16 protein-coding genes are annotated in these 14,720 nt (G+C 57.7%); 8 read left to right on the top strand and 8 right to left on the bottom strand.

The window, feature by feature from the left end:
• Positions 1 to 26 precede the first annotated feature (26 nt).
• Entirely contained in the window at positions 27 to 500 is a 474-nt protein-coding gene (trmL, locus tag C1N60_RS19365) for a tRNA (uridine(34)/cytosine(34)/5-carboxymethylaminomethyluridine(34)-2'-O)-methyltransferase TrmL (protein WP_058775484.1), read from the top strand.
• On the opposite strand, the gene cysE is transcribed toward trmL, so the two are convergent.
• From cysE to C1N60_RS19390, 5 genes are all read right to left on the bottom strand, one after another.
• Positions 497 to 1,312, bottom strand: coding sequence for a serine O-acetyltransferase (gene cysE, locus C1N60_RS19370; RefSeq protein WP_021507052.1), 816 nt, complete (start codon positions 1,310 to 1,312; stop codon positions 497 to 499). The two genes, trmL and cysE, sit on opposite strands and share 4 nt — an antisense overlap.
• Positions 1,313 to 1,380: 68 nt before the next feature.
• Positions 1,381 to 2,400 (bottom strand): NAD(P)H-dependent glycerol-3-phosphate dehydrogenase, encoded by a 1,020-nt coding sequence (gpsA, locus tag C1N60_RS19375; protein WP_394521210.1) that lies wholly within the window; start codon positions 2,398 to 2,400, stop codon positions 1,381 to 1,383.
• On the bottom strand, positions 2,400 to 2,864 hold the full coding sequence (secB, locus tag C1N60_RS19380; RefSeq protein ID WP_021507054.1) for a protein-export chaperone SecB: 465 nt from the start codon (positions 2,862 to 2,864) through the stop codon (positions 2,400 to 2,402). The genes gpsA and secB overlap by 1 nt, the downstream gene beginning before the upstream one ends.
• 40 nt (positions 2,865 to 2,904) lie before the next feature.
• A complete protein-coding gene (gene grxC / locus C1N60_RS19385) occupies positions 2,905 to 3,159 on the bottom strand; it encodes a glutaredoxin 3 (RefSeq protein ID WP_010616518.1) in 255 nt (84 codons plus the stop codon).
• A gap of 19 nt (positions 3,160 to 3,178) precedes the next feature.
• Positions 3,179 to 3,610: a rhodanese-like domain-containing protein gene (locus C1N60_RS19390; protein ID WP_058759412.1), complete on the bottom strand. Its 432-nt coding sequence runs from the start codon at positions 3,608 to 3,610 to the stop codon at positions 3,179 to 3,181.
• Between the two features lie 249 nt (positions 3,611 to 3,859).
• Here C1N60_RS19390 and envC point away from each other — a divergent pair, with 249 nt between their 5' ends.
• The 4 genes from envC (at position 3,860) to C1N60_RS19410 (ending at position 8,271) form a co-directional block, all read left to right on the top strand.
• Entirely contained in the window at positions 3,860 to 5,161 is a 1,302-nt protein-coding gene (envC, locus tag C1N60_RS19395; RefSeq protein ID WP_031279626.1) for a murein hydrolase activator EnvC, read from the top strand.
• Positions 5,162 to 5,164: 3 nt separating this feature from the next.
• Positions 5,165 to 6,070 carry a divergent polysaccharide deacetylase family protein gene (locus tag C1N60_RS19400; RefSeq protein WP_125309614.1) on the top strand — a complete coding sequence of 302 codons (906 nt, stop codon included), beginning with the start codon at positions 5,165 to 5,167 and terminating at the stop codon, positions 6,068 to 6,070.
• A gap of 67 nt (positions 6,071 to 6,137) precedes the next feature.
• Positions 6,138 to 7,367 (top strand): glycosyltransferase, encoded by a 1,230-nt coding sequence (locus tag C1N60_RS19405; protein ID WP_058775482.1) that lies wholly within the window; start codon positions 6,138 to 6,140, stop codon positions 7,365 to 7,367.
• Positions 7,360 to 8,271, top strand: coding sequence for a hypothetical protein (locus C1N60_RS19410; protein ID WP_058775481.1), 912 nt, complete (start codon positions 7,360 to 7,362; stop codon positions 8,269 to 8,271). The genes C1N60_RS19405 and C1N60_RS19410 overlap by 8 nt, the downstream gene beginning before the upstream one ends.
• A gap of 30 nt (positions 8,272 to 8,301) precedes the next feature.
• On the opposite strand, the gene tdh is transcribed toward C1N60_RS19410, so the two are convergent.
• Together tdh and C1N60_RS19420 are read right to left on the bottom strand one after the other, a co-directional pair.
• Positions 8,302 to 9,330 (bottom strand): L-threonine 3-dehydrogenase, encoded by a 1,029-nt coding sequence (tdh, locus tag C1N60_RS19415; protein ID WP_394521211.1) that lies wholly within the window; start codon positions 9,328 to 9,330, stop codon positions 8,302 to 8,304.
• A complete protein-coding gene (locus C1N60_RS19420; RefSeq protein WP_159377802.1) occupies positions 9,327 to 10,538 on the bottom strand; it encodes a glycine C-acetyltransferase in 1,212 nt (403 codons plus the stop codon). Before C1N60_RS19420 ends, tdh begins: the two co-directional genes overlap by 4 nt.
• 231 nt (positions 10,539 to 10,769) lie before the next feature.
• On the opposite strand from C1N60_RS19420, the gene rfaD reads away from it, so the two are divergent.
• From rfaD to rfaC, 3 genes are read left to right on the top strand one after another with little or no spacing between them, the layout of a single operon-like run.
• Positions 10,770 to 11,702, top strand: coding sequence for an ADP-glyceromanno-heptose 6-epimerase (gene rfaD / locus C1N60_RS19425; protein WP_238561302.1), 933 nt, complete (start codon positions 10,770 to 10,772; stop codon positions 11,700 to 11,702).
• A 17-nt stretch (positions 11,703 to 11,719) separates the two neighbouring features.
• The gene (rfaF, locus tag C1N60_RS19430) at positions 11,720 to 12,763 is read left to right on the top strand and encodes an ADP-heptose--LPS heptosyltransferase RfaF (protein ID WP_262264920.1); all 1,044 of its coding nucleotides are present in this window, start codon (positions 11,720 to 11,722) and stop codon (positions 12,761 to 12,763) included.
• Between the two features lie 2 nt (positions 12,764 to 12,765).
• Positions 12,766 to 13,737 (top strand): lipopolysaccharide heptosyltransferase RfaC, encoded by a 972-nt coding sequence (gene rfaC, locus C1N60_RS19435; protein ID WP_394521212.1) that lies wholly within the window; start codon positions 12,766 to 12,768, stop codon positions 13,735 to 13,737.
• A 14-nt stretch (positions 13,738 to 13,751) separates the two neighbouring features.
• On the opposite strand, the gene C1N60_RS19440 is transcribed toward rfaC, so the two are convergent.
• On the bottom strand, positions 13,752 to 14,717 hold the full coding sequence (locus tag C1N60_RS19440; protein ID WP_394521213.1) for a polysaccharide deacetylase family protein: 966 nt from the start codon (positions 14,715 to 14,717) through the stop codon (positions 13,752 to 13,754).
• Positions 14,718 to 14,720 lie beyond the last annotated feature (3 nt).

Consider the following 14,720-nt stretch of genomic DNA (forward strand, 5'->3'; position numbering starts at 1 on the left):
CTGCGGCCCTCGTTTCCGGGGGCCTTATGCTAAACATCGTCTTATTTGAACCTGAAATCCCGCCAAATACCGGCAACATCATCCGCCTGTGCGCCAATACCGGCTTTCAGCTGCACCTGATTGAGCCGTTAGGCTTCGCCTGGGATGATAAACGCCTGCGCCGCGCCGGACTGGATTACCATGAATATACCGCGCTGAAAAAGCACGCCAGCTACGTCGCTTTTCTGGCGGCGGAAGCGCCACAGCGCTTATTCGCGCTGACCACCAAAGGCACACCGGCGCACAGCGCCGTCAGCTATCAGCCGGGCGACTATCTGCTGTTTGGCCCGGAGAGCCGTGGCTTACCGCCAGAAATTCTTAATGCGTTACCGGCAGAACAGAAGATCCGCATTCCGATGCGCGCGGAGAGCCGCAGCATGAACCTGTCGAATGCAGTTTCAGTGGTGGTGTATGAGGCGTGGCGCCAGCTGGATTATGCGGGCGCGCTGATCAAAGGCTAGATGCCGTCGCCGTACTCAAACCCGGCGCCGGTGAAATGCTGATCCATATCCATCGACGGTTTGTCGCTGGCTGGTTTACCGACAATGCGCGCCGGCACGCCGGCCGCCGTGGTATGGGGCGGCACCGGCTGCAAGACCACCGAACCGGCGCCGATTTTGGCACCGCGCCCGACTTCAATATTGCCAAGGATTTTGGCACCCGCGCCAATCATCACCCCTTCACGGATCTTCGGATGGCGATCGCCGCTGGTTTTACCGGTACCGCCCAGCGTGACCGACTGCAGAATGGAGACGTCATTTTCCACCACAGCCGTTTCACCAATCACGATGCCGGTGGCGTGATCCAGCATGATGCCACGCCCGATGCGCGCCGCCGGATGAATATCCACGGCGAATGAGACCGAGATTTCGTTTTGCAGATACACCGCCAGCGCGCGCCGTCCCTCTTTCCACAGCCAGTGGCCAATACGGTACGCCTGCAGCGCGTGGAAGCCCTTCAGATAGAGTAATGGCGTGGAATATTTGTCGACCGCCGGATCGCGCTGACGCACTGCCTGAATATCGTACGCGGCCGAGACAATCATCTCAGGATCCTGACGATAGGCTTCTTCAACAATTTCGCGTATGGCAATAGCGGGCATGATCGGGTTAGCGAGCTTGTTAGCCAGCATGTAGCTGAGCGCGCTGCCGAGATTTTCGTGCTTGAGCAAGGTCGCATGGTAAAAACTGGCCAGCATCGGTTCACAATCGGCCAGCGCTCTGGCTTCGGCTTTGATATGGTTCCAGACCAGTTCTAACTCTTCAGACGACATTGCTGTTTGCTCCCGATAAAAAAGCGCCCGATTAGGCGCTACAGGTGATAATGCTTAAGCATCCTGCTTTAGCTTTGGCTGTTCTCGTCCTTCCTTGTACGACCAAGCAGGCTCAATGCTGCCTCTCGCGCCGATTTTTCGCAATATAATACCTGATAAATTTGCTCGGTTATTGGCATTTCCACGCCCACATGCGCAGCTAACGCTTTGACTTCTTTGGTATTTCTGTAGCCTTCTACAACTTGTCCGATAATGCGTTGCGCCTCATCCACGCTTTCGCCCTGCCCCAGCATCATGCCGAAACGGCGGTTGCGCGACTGATTATCGGTACAGGTCAGCACCAGATCGCCAAGACCCGCCATGCCCATAAAGGTCGTCGGATCGGCACCCAGCGCAGCACCGAGACGGCTCATCTCCGCCAGACCGCGGGTGATGAGTGCCGTACGCGCGTTGGCGCCAAAGCCAATGCCGTCGGAGATTCCAGCACCAATCGCAATGACGTTTTTCACTGCGCCGCCCAGCTGCACGCCGATAAAGTCCGGATTGTTGTAAACGCGGAAGCTTTTGCCGCAGTGCAGCTTTTGCTGCAGATCGTCGGCAAACTGCGCGTCAGTGGCCGCCAGCGCAATCGCCGTCGGCAAACCGGCCGCCAGCTCTTTGGCAAAGGTCGGGCCGGAAATCACCGCCAGCGGAATGCTGTCGCCGAGGATTTCACGCGCCACATCCTGCAGCAGCCGTCCGGTCTCTTTTTCCAGTCCTTTGGTCGCCCAGACAATGCGTGAGTCGGCACGCAGCAGCGGTTTGAGCTGCATCAGCACGTCGCCGAACACATGGCTTGGCACCACCACCAGCAGATCGCGGCTGGCGCTGACGACGCGGGCCAGATCGGCTTCAGGAACGAGATTATCGGGGAAAGGAACATCGGGCAGGAAAGCGCTATTGCATCGGTCAGCCTGCAGCTGCGCCACGCTTTGCGGATTGTGGCCCCACAGCAGCACCGGGTGGCCATTACGGGCCAGCGTAATGGCCAGTGCGGTGCCGTACGAGCCGGCACCGATGACGCTAATCGAAGCGTTGAGTGTAGTCATCAGGCATCCTGACGTGGCGCTTCGCCTTCACCCTGCTGCTGCAGATAATTCATGAACAGCGCATCAAAGTTGACCGGCGCCAGATTGAGCTGAGGGAAGGTACCGCGTGACACCAGGCTGGTGACACATTCACGCGCATACGGGAACAGAATGTTCGGGCAGTAAGCGCCGAGGCAATGTGCCATCTGCGTGCCTTCGATACCGCTGATGGTGAAGATACCGGCCTGCTGTACTTCGCACAGGAACGCGGTGTCTTCGCCCACGGTGGCGGTGACAGTAACGCGCAGCACGACTTCATACACTTCATCCGCCAGCTGAGAAGAGGCGGTGTCCAGATCCAGCTTCACTTCCGGTTCCCACTCTTTCTGGAAAACCTGAGGTGCGTTTGGCGCTTCAAATGAGACGTCTTTGGTGTAAACGCGTTGAATCTGGAACTGCATTTCGTTGCTGCTATGCTCTGACATGTTACTGAATCCTTTAAGTGAAAATTGTCGGTCGAAAATATTATGCGCGGAGTAAGGGATCGAGTCCCTGACGCCCGTCCAGCGCGTAGAGATCGTCACAGCCGCCAATGTGCTGCGCGTCAATAAAGATCTGTGGCACCGTGGTGCGGCCGCTGCGTTTGATCATCTCTTCGCGCTTTACCGCGTCCCCATCAATGGGAATCTCCTGGTATGACACGCCTTTTTGATCCAGCAACGCCTTCGCCCGGTGGCAGTAAGGACAGGTCACTTTGGTGTAAATCTCAACATTAGCCATGCGGTGATACCTCAGGAAGTTATTTACCGCGAACCAGCGGCAGGTTTTCGCCACTCCAGCCGCTCACACCATCTTTCAGCACGGTCACTTTGTCAAAACCCGCTGCGCTAAGGGTGGCTGCCGGTTCTGCGGCGCTCTGGCCGGTGGCACATACCACAATTATGGGCTGCGACTTGTGCTTTTCCAGCTCGCCGAAGCTGCCTTTTTTGATATCGGCTGCGGCGATGTTAATAGCCCCTGAAATGTGTCCTTTGCGATAGTCGTCGCGTGAACGAACGTCTACCACCACCGCGTCCTCTTTGTTGATCAGGTGGGTTGCTTCGCCACGGCTGATGGTTTTTACCTTAGAGAACATACCTTTAACGGTGGTTACAATCACCAGAATAAGTAAAGCGACCCATGCCAGACTAAGGATGGGGTGATTGCTTGCAAACTGCATAATTTCTTGCATGAGGGGTAACGACTCCAGACCGGGGCTAATAAGCTAAAACAAGGGTTCTGAGTATACCTGCGCCACTTCGCATGTACAGTCGCGAAGCGGGCAGAGTTACGATTTGTGCGTCATTTTCCAAAAAAAGTGTTCTAATCGCAAAATTGAGACAATCTTTATCCCGGTAAGCTGTGGCCGACATCTTTCGTAAAGCAAAACCCGGCCGGGATAACTGGTAAGCGGCTGTTCATCGTGGAATAATTATCGACTATGAAGGGAAAAGCGACCGTTACACACACAAGGACCCGTTACAACGACCCGGCATCTCCGTTGTCATTTCGCTGGTCCGATATCTCCCTCAGCCTGCTTTGTGCGGGTGCGTTGCTGTTGCCCGTCGCCGCGCATAGCGCCGATGACAGCAAAACGCAGCTAAAGTCCATTCAGCAGGACATCGCCGAAAAAGAGAAAAGCGTTAAAGCGCAGAAGCTGCAGCGCAGTAAGCTGCTCGATCAGCTGCAGAGTCAGGAAAAAGTGATTGCCCAGGCCAGTCGCCAGCTGCGTGAAACCCGCAACAGCCTGAGCGCGCTGAACGGCGAAATCGCCCAAACCACCGCCGCCATTGCCCGGCTGGAAAAGCAGCAGGCGCAGCAGGAAAAATTGCTGGCGCAGCAGCTGGATGCCGCGTTTCGTCAGGGCCAGCACAACGGCGTGCAACTGCTGCTCGGCGGTGAAGAAGCACAGCGCAGCGAACGTATTCTGGCCTATTTTGGCTACCTCAATGCCGCCCGGCAGAAAAACATCGACGAGCTTAAGCAGACTCAGCAGGAACTGGCGCAGCAGCGTCAGGCGCTGCAGGGCAAGCAGGAGCAGCAAAAGTCGCTGTTAGCGCAGCAGCAGACGCAACAGAACAAGCTGGAAACCGCCAGCGCCGCGCGTAAGAAAACGTTGTCCGCACTGGAGAGCGCGCTGGAGAAAGACCAGGCCGATCTGGTCGAGATGCGCCAGAACGAAAGCCGCCTGCAGGACAAAATTGCCAAAGCCGAACGTGAGGCGCGCGAACGGGCGCAACGCGAAGCGCGCGAGGCGGAAAAAGTGCGCCAGCGTCAGGCCCAGGCAAAAGCCAAAGGCTCCAGCTATTCCCCTACGCAAAGCGAGCGCGAGCTGATGGCGCGCACCGGCGGCCTTGGCCGGCCGGGCGGACAGGCCATCTGGCCAGTGCGCGGTCGCATTGAACATCGCTTTGGTGAAGCAATGCAGGGCGAACTGCGCTGGAAAGGTCTGGTGATTGATGCCCCGGAAGGCACTGAAGTCAAAGCCATTGCTGATGGTCGCGTGCTGATGGCCGACTGGCTGCAAGGCTACGGCCTGGTTGTGGTCGTCGAACACGGTAAAGGCGATATGAGCCTTTATGGCTACAATCAGAGCGCGTTGGTGAGCGTCGGTGCGCAGGTGAAGGCAGGACAGCCTATCGCCCTCGTGGGCACCAGCGGCGGCCGCGGCACGCCCTCGCTCTACTTTGAAATTCGTCGTCAGGGACAGGCCGTCAATCCACTGCCGTGGTTAGGAAGATAAGTGTTGTTTCAGTCCCAAAAGCTTAGCGCCGCCCTGTGCGGGCTGTTTTTCACCTTTACCGCCCATGCGGGAAAACTGGCTATCGTCATTGACGACTTCGGCTACCGCCCGGCTGAAGAGAATAAAGTGCTGCAGATGCCCGCCGCGATTTCTGTGGCGGTGCTGCCCAACGCGCCTCATGCGCGTGATATGGCAACCAAAGCGCATCAGGGCGGTCATGAGGTGCTGATTCACCTGCCGATGGCACCGCTGAGCAAGCAGCCGCTGGAGAAGGATACGTTAACGCCGGAGATGAGCAGCGAAGAGATCGCGCGCATCGTGCGTGACGCCAGCAACAAAGTGCCGTATGCGGTTGGCCTGAACAACCATATGGGCAGCAAAATGACCTCCAGCCTGCCCGGCATGCAGAAAGTGATGCAGGTGCTCAATCACTACAACTACTACTTCCTCGATAGCATGACCATTGGCAACAGCCAGTCGGTCCCGGCCGCACAGGGTACGCAGGTTAAGGTGCTGAAGCGGCGCGTATTCCTCGACGACAGCCAGAATGAAGCGGCAATTCGCACCCAGTTCACCCGCGCAGTGAAGCTGGCACAGCGTGATGGCTACGCCATCGCTATTGGCCATCCGCATCCCACCACGGTACGGGTGTTGCAGCAGATGTTGCCGACGCTACCGGGCGATATCACCCTGGTCCGCCCCAGCCAGTTGCTCAACGAACCGCTGCGCCAGGGCGCTACGCCGCCGGCCAGCACGCCGGTGAAACCGCGCACCCCGGTGTTCCGTGCGCCGGGCGTGTGTAAGCCGGGCCAGCCGCTGCCTGCCGTACCGCAGAGTCGTGCGGTGGAGGTGGTGACAGAGAGCATTACCGGCAGTCCACTCGTGCAGTCGCTTAAACAGCTATTCTGATTATCAGGCGCAGCGTGCTGCGCCTTATTTAACGCCACACCTTTTCCGCGCAAGGATATCGGAACAGATGACGTCAACCAGAAAGAAAATTCTGCTGCTGGATACCGGGCGCGAATGGGGCGGCGGTACCAACAGCATGCTGGAATTACTCAAGCGCATTGATCGCCAGCGTTTCGCTATCACCTGCTGTTTTTATCAGAATTATGCGCGTGGCAATCAGGAGACGATTGCCTCGGTATTAGACGCGATCGGCATTCCGGTGACATTTATTGCGCAGCGTCGCCAGCCGCTCTGGGCAAAAATCACCAAAGAGTTGCTGCGCACCCTGCTGTTTTTTAACCGCGCGGTGAAAAAAAACGCCATCGACCGCATCGATCGCCAGTGGCGCATGCAGCCTAACGCCCGCCAAATCGCGACGATTTTACGCGACGGTGGCTATGATGCGCTGTACATGAATAATCAGCCCAGCACCAACGTTGAAGGCTATCTCGCCGCTGAACAGACTCACGTGGCGTTAATTCAGCACTGCCGCATTGATCCATTACTCAATAATGCGCTGGTCAAGATGATTAATCGGCATTGTGATGCGGTGATTGCCGTGTCACAGGGCGTACACCGCACCCTGAGCGAAAGCGGTGTTGATGCGCAGCGCTGCTTTACCGTATCCAACGCTATCGATATTCATCAGCCGCTGCCGGTGCGTGAGGCGGTGCGTCAGCGCTTTGATTATCCAGCGGATACCTTTATTTTCGGCTCCATCGGTTCCCTGATTGCGCGTAAATCTAACCATCATATTTTGCAGGCGTTAGGTGCATTCAGCCGCGCGCATCCTGCCGCTAAATGGAAAATGGTGATCGTCGGTGCCGGCCCGGAGCAGCAGCACTTACAGCAGCTGGCGCAAAAAGAGGGTATCGCCGCGCAGGTTATTTTTACCGGCTTTCAAAATAACGCGCTGGATTATCTGGCGGCATTCGATACGTTTATTCTCGCCTCAGCCAGTGAAGGGCTGCCGCGCGTGGTGCTGGAAGCGATGCTGGTGAATACGGCGGTGATAGGTTCGAATGTCGTCGGTACGTCGGAATTAATTCAACACGGCGAGACCGGTTTACTGTTTGACTATGGCAATACGCAACAGCTTAGCCAGCATCTTAGCGCGCTGTGGCAGGATACTGCGCTGCGCCAGCGTTTAATCGCCGCCGCCGCCGCCCGGGTGCGCGAGCGCTATAGCATTGAACATTACGTATCGGGCGTGGAAAACATTCTGGAAAACGTCATGGAGAGAAAAAAGCATGTTTGATTTTTTAAATAAACACCGTCGCTATATTCTCTCGCGCCACAACATTCCCGCCACGCAGGCGGATGCGCAGGGCACAATTGCCGTCAGTTCCGTGGTCATTCCCTGTACCGGCGCTGATTACATTGAAGAAGCGGTGCTCAGCGCTTATTTTGCCAGCCGCTGCGCCGACACCATCAGCGAAATTGTCATTGTCAGCGATCAGCCTTCCAGCGCTTTTCCGCCGCTGCCGGCACGCGTGCGTGTGGTGACGCTGGAGGTGCCGTTTCGTGAAGAAAACTACCGCTATAAACAGATCTACCGCAGCCGCCTGATTAAACTTCAGGCCCCCTTGCAGGCAACCGGTGAAGGTATATTGATGATCGATTCCGATCTCAATTTATTAAAAACGCCGGATATTGCGATGCGTGAGCATCATCTGTACAGCAGCTTCCGTCAGGGCAAGATGATCGCCAAACTGGCCGGCGCGCCAGAAGAACATATTCCGGCCTATTACCACCACACCGTTCGCCCTTATTTGCAGGATCACGTGAATGGCGCCTATCTGGCGGCCTCCCGTCGCACATGGCAGCGTATTTGTCCGCTGTGGCTGACGTTATTTAATGATACCTGGGAATTGATGAACGACGACCAGCCGCCAACCGATCAGCTACCGCTCGCTGCCCTGCTCGACCTGCTGGATCTCCGCACGGTCAATCTGGGCGAATGGGCTAACTGGCCGGTGTCGAAACGCATTGGTGGTCAGTCGGCCGTGATTCCACCGCAGGTGATTGGCGCGCATGGCGGCTTTCCCTTAAGTGAATGGCAAAAATATTTGCAGGATCCGCACCAGCCGCTGAGCTTCAAAGGCCAGGATTACACGCGTAAGGTGCGTTACCTGACCGATGCGGAAAAACAGCAATCCTGAGCGTCACCGGCCCGCAGGCCGGTGTGTCGTTTAATCCCAGCTCAGCACCACTTTGCCTGAACGCCCGGAACGCATCTCGTCGAAGCCCTGCTGGAAGTCGTCGATGTGATAGCGATGCGTGATGATCGGCGTCAGATCGAGGCCGGACTGAATCAGCGCGGCCATTTTGTACCAGGTTTCAAACATCTCACGGCCGTAAATCCCCTTGATAAACAGCCCCTTGAAGATAACCTGATTCCAGTCAATCGACATCTCACCCGGCGGAATGCCCAGCAGCGCGATGCGTCCGCCGTGATTCATGGTCTCCAGCAGGGTACGAAACGCCGGCGGCGCGCCGGACATCTCCAGTCCGACATCAAAGCCTTCGGTCATGCCCAGTTCCTTCATCACCTCGCGCAGATTCTGCTGCGCCACGTTGACCGCACGCGTCACGCCCATTTCACGCGCCAGCCCGAGGCGGTACTCATTGATGTCAGTGATCACCACGTTTCGCGCGCCGACGTGCTTACACACCGCTGCCGCCATAATGCCAATCGGTCCGGCACCGGAGATCAGCACGTCTTCACCTACCAAATCAAACGAGAGCGCGGTATGCACCGCGTTACCGAACGGGTCGAAAATCGCCGCCAGCTCGTCGGAAATATTGTCGGGAATTTTGAACGCGTTAAACGCCGGGATCACCAGATATTCGGCGAAGCAGCCCTGACGATTGACCCCGACACCCACGGTATTACGGCATAAATGGGTACGGCCGGCGCGACAGTTGCGGCAGTGGCCACAGGTGATGTGACCTTCGCCTGATACGCGATCGCCGATGGCGAAACCCTTCACTTCCTGACCGATACCGACCACTTCGCCCACGTATTCGTGGCCGGTGATCATTGGCACCGGAATGGTTTTGCGCGACCAGTCATCCCAGTTATAGATATGCACATCGGTGCCACAGATGGCGGTTTTGCGGATTTTAATCAGCAGATCGTTATGACCGGGCTCCGGCACCGGCGCGTCGTGCACCATCCAGATCCCCTCTTCCGCTTTCAGTTTAGCCAGTGCTTTCATCCGTTGGCTCCTGCAGTGATAACCCCTAACTGATGTCCGATGCGCGTGAAGGCCGCCACCGCGTGCTCCAGCTGCGCCTGAGTGTGGCCGGCAGAAATCTGCGTGCGAATTCGCGCCTGGCCCTGCGGCACCACCGGATAGAAGAAGCCGGTAACGTAGATGCCTTCCTGCTGGAGCAGGCTGGCAAACTGCTGCGCCACTTTGGCATCGCCCAGCATCACCGGAATGATGGCGTGATCGGCACCGGCCAACGTAAAGCCAGCGGCGGTCATTTTTTCCCGGAAGAAGCGGGCGTTTTCCCACAGCCGCTGCCGCAGCCCATCGCCTTCGTTCAGCAGATCCAGCACGCGCAGCGACGCGGCCACAATCGCCGGTGCCAGCGAGTTAGAGAACAGATAAGGGCGCGAGCGCTGACGCAGCCATTCAACCACCTCGCGTTTTGCCGCCACGTAACCGCCGGACGCGCCACCCAGCGCTTTACCCAGCGTGCCGGTCAGAATATCCACGCGATCCATCACGCCGCAGTATTCATGCGTGCCGCGTCCGCTTGCGCCGACAAAGCCCACCGCGTGCGAGTCATCCACCATCACCAGCGCATTAAACTCATCGGCCAGGTCGCAAATGCCCTGCAGGTTAGCGATCACGCCATCCATGGAGAACACGCCGTCGGTGGCAATCAGCAGATGGCGCGCCCCCTTGTCGCGGGCCTCCTGCAGGCGCGCGCGCAGCTCAGCCATATCATTGTTGGCGTAACGATAGCGCTGGGCTTTGCACAGGCGGATGCCGTCGATGATCGACGCATGGTTGAGCGCATCCGAGATAATCGCGTCTTCCGCGCCCAGCAGGGTCTCAAACAGCCCGCCGTTGGCGTCGAAGCATGAGGAGAACAGGATAGCCTCTTCCATGCCGAGGAACTCCGCCAGCCGGCGTTCCAGCAGCTGATGGCTGTCCTGCGTGCCGCAGATAAAACGCACCGACGCCATGCCAAAACCATGCGTATCCATACCGTCTTTGGCGGCCTGAATCAGCGCCGGATGGTTCGCAAGGCCGAGATAGTTATTGGCGCAGAAGTTAATCACCGGCGGGCTATTGGCGACGTTGATTTCCGCCTGCTGCGCCGAGGTCAGGGTGCGCTCCTGTTTGAACAATCCGTCCTGCCGCGTTGTCTCAAGCTGTTGCCGGATTTGTGAATAGAACTGATCGGACATGATTCTGCTCCTCAGATAGCAAAATTTTGGCACATATTACTGATCGAAAAGCGAATGGACGACAATTCAGCCAGGGAAATCTCCGTTTTGCAGCATAGTTCACGCGGCGCGCAGGATTTGTGCAGCGCGATCGGCGTCATCTGGCTGTCCGCATCGGGCTGAAATGTTATGATGTTAGGTATTCGTGCGTGAAACCTCCTGTTTCACCCCAACTGTTTAAAGGCAAAGCATATGATTATCGTAACCGGCGGCGCGGGCATGATTGGCAGCAACATTGTGAAAGCGCTCAACGATCGCGGTCATACCGATATCCTGGTAGTGGATAATCTGAAAGATGGCACCAAATTCGTGAACCTCGCGGATCTGGACATCGCGGATTACATGGATAAAGAGGAGTTCCTCACCTACATCATGTCGGGTGAAGATCTGGGTCCGATTGAAGCGGTGTTCCATGAAGGTGCCTGTTCAGCCACCACTGAGTGGGACGGTAAGTACATGATGGAAAATAACTATCAGTACTCAAAAGATCTGCTGCACTTCTGCCTCGAACGTGAAATTCCGTTCCTGTATGCCTCATCGGCCGCCACCTACGGCGGGCGTAACGAGAACTTCATTGAAGAGCGTCAGTACGAGCAGCCGCTCAACGTGTACGGCTACTCAAAAATGCTGTTCGACCACTATGTCCGCCAGATTCTGCCGGAAGCGGATTCGCCGGTGTGCGGCTTCCGCTATTTCAACGTGTACGGGCCGCGTGAAGGCCATAAAGGCAGCATGGCGAGCGTCGCGTTCCACCTCAATACGCAAATCAGCAACGGTGAAAATCCTAAGCTGTTCGAGGGCAGCGACAGCTTCCGTCGTGACTTCATCCACGTCGATGATGTGGTGGCGGTCAATCTGTGGTGCTGGGAAAACGGCGTATCCGGCATCTATAACTGTGGTACCGGCCGCGCCGAATCTTTCCAGGAAGTGGCGGATGCGGTGCTGAAGTTCCACCAGCAAGGCCAGATCGAATACATCCCGTTCCCGGACAAACTGAAAGGGCGCTACCAGGCCTTTACGCAGGCGGATCTCAGCAAACTGCGCGCCGCGGGCTATGACAAACCGTTTAAAACCGTTGCCCAGGGCGTGGGCGAATACATGGCCTGGCTGAACCGTCACGCATAAGGAAACCGGCACCGGCGATGAAAATTCTGGTTATTGGCCCCTCCTGGGTCGGCGATATGATGATGTCGCAAAGTCTCTATCGCACGCTGAAACAGGCGCACCCTGAGGCGGTAATTGATGTGATGGCGCCGGCCTGGTGCCGGCCGCTGCTGTCACGCATGCCGGAAGTGAATCAGGCGCTGGCGATGCCGCTTGGCCACGGTGCGCTGGCGCTGGGTGAGCGCCGTCGGCTGGGCAAAGCGCTGCGGGCCAGCGGTTACGATCGCGCCTATGTGCTGCCAAACTCTTTTAAATCGGCGCTGGTGCCGTTTTTTGCCGGCATCAAACGCCGCATCGGCTGGCGCGGCGAAATGCGCTATGGCGTGCTGAATGACGTGCGGGTGCTGGACAAAGCCGCGTTTCCCTTAATGGTGGAGCGCTATGTGGCGCTGGGCTATGACCAGCCGGTTGCGGCAGCAGCACAGTTGCCGCAGCCGCTGTTGTGGCCGCAGCTGCGCGTCGACGACGATGAAAAATGCATGACCGCGGCGCAGTTTGCGCTGTCGGCCGATCGCCCGGCCATCGGCTTCTGCCCCGGTGCCGAGTTTGGTCCCGCGAAGCGCTGGCCACATTATCACTACGCCGCGCTGGCGGCACAGCTGATTGCTGAAGGCTATCAGGTGCTGCTGTTTGGCTCGGCTAAAGATCGGGAAACCGGCGAGGCGATCCTGCAGGCGCTGCCGGACACGGCGCGCGCGCACTGCCGCAATCTGGCGGGCGAAACGCAGCTGGAGCAGGCGGTGATTCTGATCGCCCACTGTGCTGCGGTTGTCAGCAATGATTCCGGACTGATGCACATTGCCGCCGCGCTCAACCGGCCGCTGGTGGCGCTGTATGGCCCGAGCAGCCCGGATTTCACGCCGCCGCTGTCCCATCAGGCGCGCATCATTCGCCTGATTACCGGCTACCACAAAGTGCGCAAAGGCGATGCCGCAGAAGGCTATCACCAGAGCCTGATTGATATTCAACCGGCACGCGTGCATCAGGAACTCAACGAGTTACTGCATCCGGTGCAGGAGTAACCATGCACGTTTTGATTGTTAAAACCTCGTCGATGGGTGATGTGCTGCACACGTTGCCGGCGCTGACCGACGCGATGCAGGCGATTCCCGGCATTCGCTTCGACTGGGTGGTGGAAGAGAATTTTGCGCAAATTCCTGGCTGGCATCCGGCCGTCGACAAAGTCCTGCCGGTGGCGATTCGTCGCTGGCGCAAACACTGGTTTGGCAGCCAGCAGCGCGAAGAGCGCGTGCAATTCAAACGCGAGCTGCAGTCACGTCAGTACGACGTGGTGATTGATGCCCAGGGGCTGATTAAAAGCGCCGCGCTGGTGACGCGCCTCGCCAAAGGCATCAAACATGGCCAGGACAGCCGCAGCGCACGTGAACCGTTCGCCAGCTGGTGGTATGACAAGCGTCATGAGATTGGTAAGCAGCAGCACGCCGTGGAACGCACGCGCGAACTGTTCGCCAAAAGTCTGGGCTATGAAAAACCGTCCACGCAGGGCGACTATGCCATTGCCGGTCATTTTCTCGCGGCGCAACCGCAGGATAGCCAACCGTACCTGGTGTTTCTGCACGCCACAACGCGCGACAACAAACACTGGCCGGAAAATCACTGGCGTCAGCTCATCGCGCGGGTTCAACCCACTGGCCTGCGCGTCAGGCTGCCGTGGGGCGCCGAACACGAGCACCAGCGCGCGCAGCGGCTGGCAGCAGGGTTTGACCATGCAGAGGTGTTGCCGAAGCTGACGCTGGAGCAGGTGGCGCAGCAGCTGGCGGGCGCCCGTGCGGTGGTCTCGGTGGATACCGGTCTGAGCCATCTGACCGCCGCGCTGGATCGCCCCAACATCACCCTGTTCGGCCCGACTGACCCGGGTCTGATTGGTGGCTATGGCAGGAATCAGCATGCGTTACGGCCCGCGCAGGGCAGCAGCAGCATGGCAGACATTCAGCCTGACGACGTGATGGCCATGCTGGCTGAGATCGCGCTGTAACGCGATTGGGCTGTTTAGCGCTGCTGGTGCTTCAGCTGCGCAAATTCAGTGAGCGTCATGCCCTGCGTCCGGGTCGCCAGCCAGCTGAACAGGCCTTCCAGATCGTCATACAGGCGTTCAATATCAGCCTCCGTTTTAAATGTGGGGCTGCCATCTGGCATAAACTCGGATGAATGCAGCATGAACTCCACATAGTCGTTGCCCTGTGCGAGCGTCTGTTCTGCCACCTGTTTCATCTGGGCCAGATTCCCCCCCACCGGACGCAGCCAGTTCACTGAAGGTCCACGCTGCCTGCCGCGGATGCCATTCCACATTTTTTTAAGCTGATTGGTCAGCGTGCCATAGCGATACTGAATGCTCATCGGAAGTTCCAGCAGCGGGCTGTCGCCCGGCCTGGAAATATCCTGTTCATCAAGGAAATAAGCGCGATCGGGGAAATGGCTGTAATCCGTTCCGCCCTGTCCCTGCGGTGCACCCTGCGCATTACGCCAGCTCACGCGCGGCGTAACCGAGCAGTCAACCAGATAGCCCTGATCGATCAAGGCGCGGGCGTACACTTCATTAAATGCCCAGCGGCCGGCGCGGTGGCTGGTCATTTTACGCTGAAAAGCGTTCTCCAGCAGATCGGTCATAAAGGCGACTTTATCGCGCAGGACGTTTTCCGGATATTCGATCAGATAAGGTTGGTAACGCCACTCATCGTCGGTCAGCGCATATTCAGGTGGACTGTACCAGGCATGTAAATGCATACCGATTTCGCCCTGACCGCGCGCCAGCAGATCGCGCCCGAACTCGACATAAGCCGGGTCACTGGCCATCTCATAGTTGGTCAGCCAGGTCGGTTTAAAAGCGTATTTCTCACACAGCGCCTGGAAGCGCGGTAAAAACCGGACGTTATGGGTAGTGACCTTGCCGCTGCGATTGCGCCACAGGTTATCCCCTTCGGTATCAAGGGTAATTAAAAAGGCAGGTTTTTCCATAAC

The organism is Pantoea sp. SGAir0184 (genome assembly GCF_043544755.1).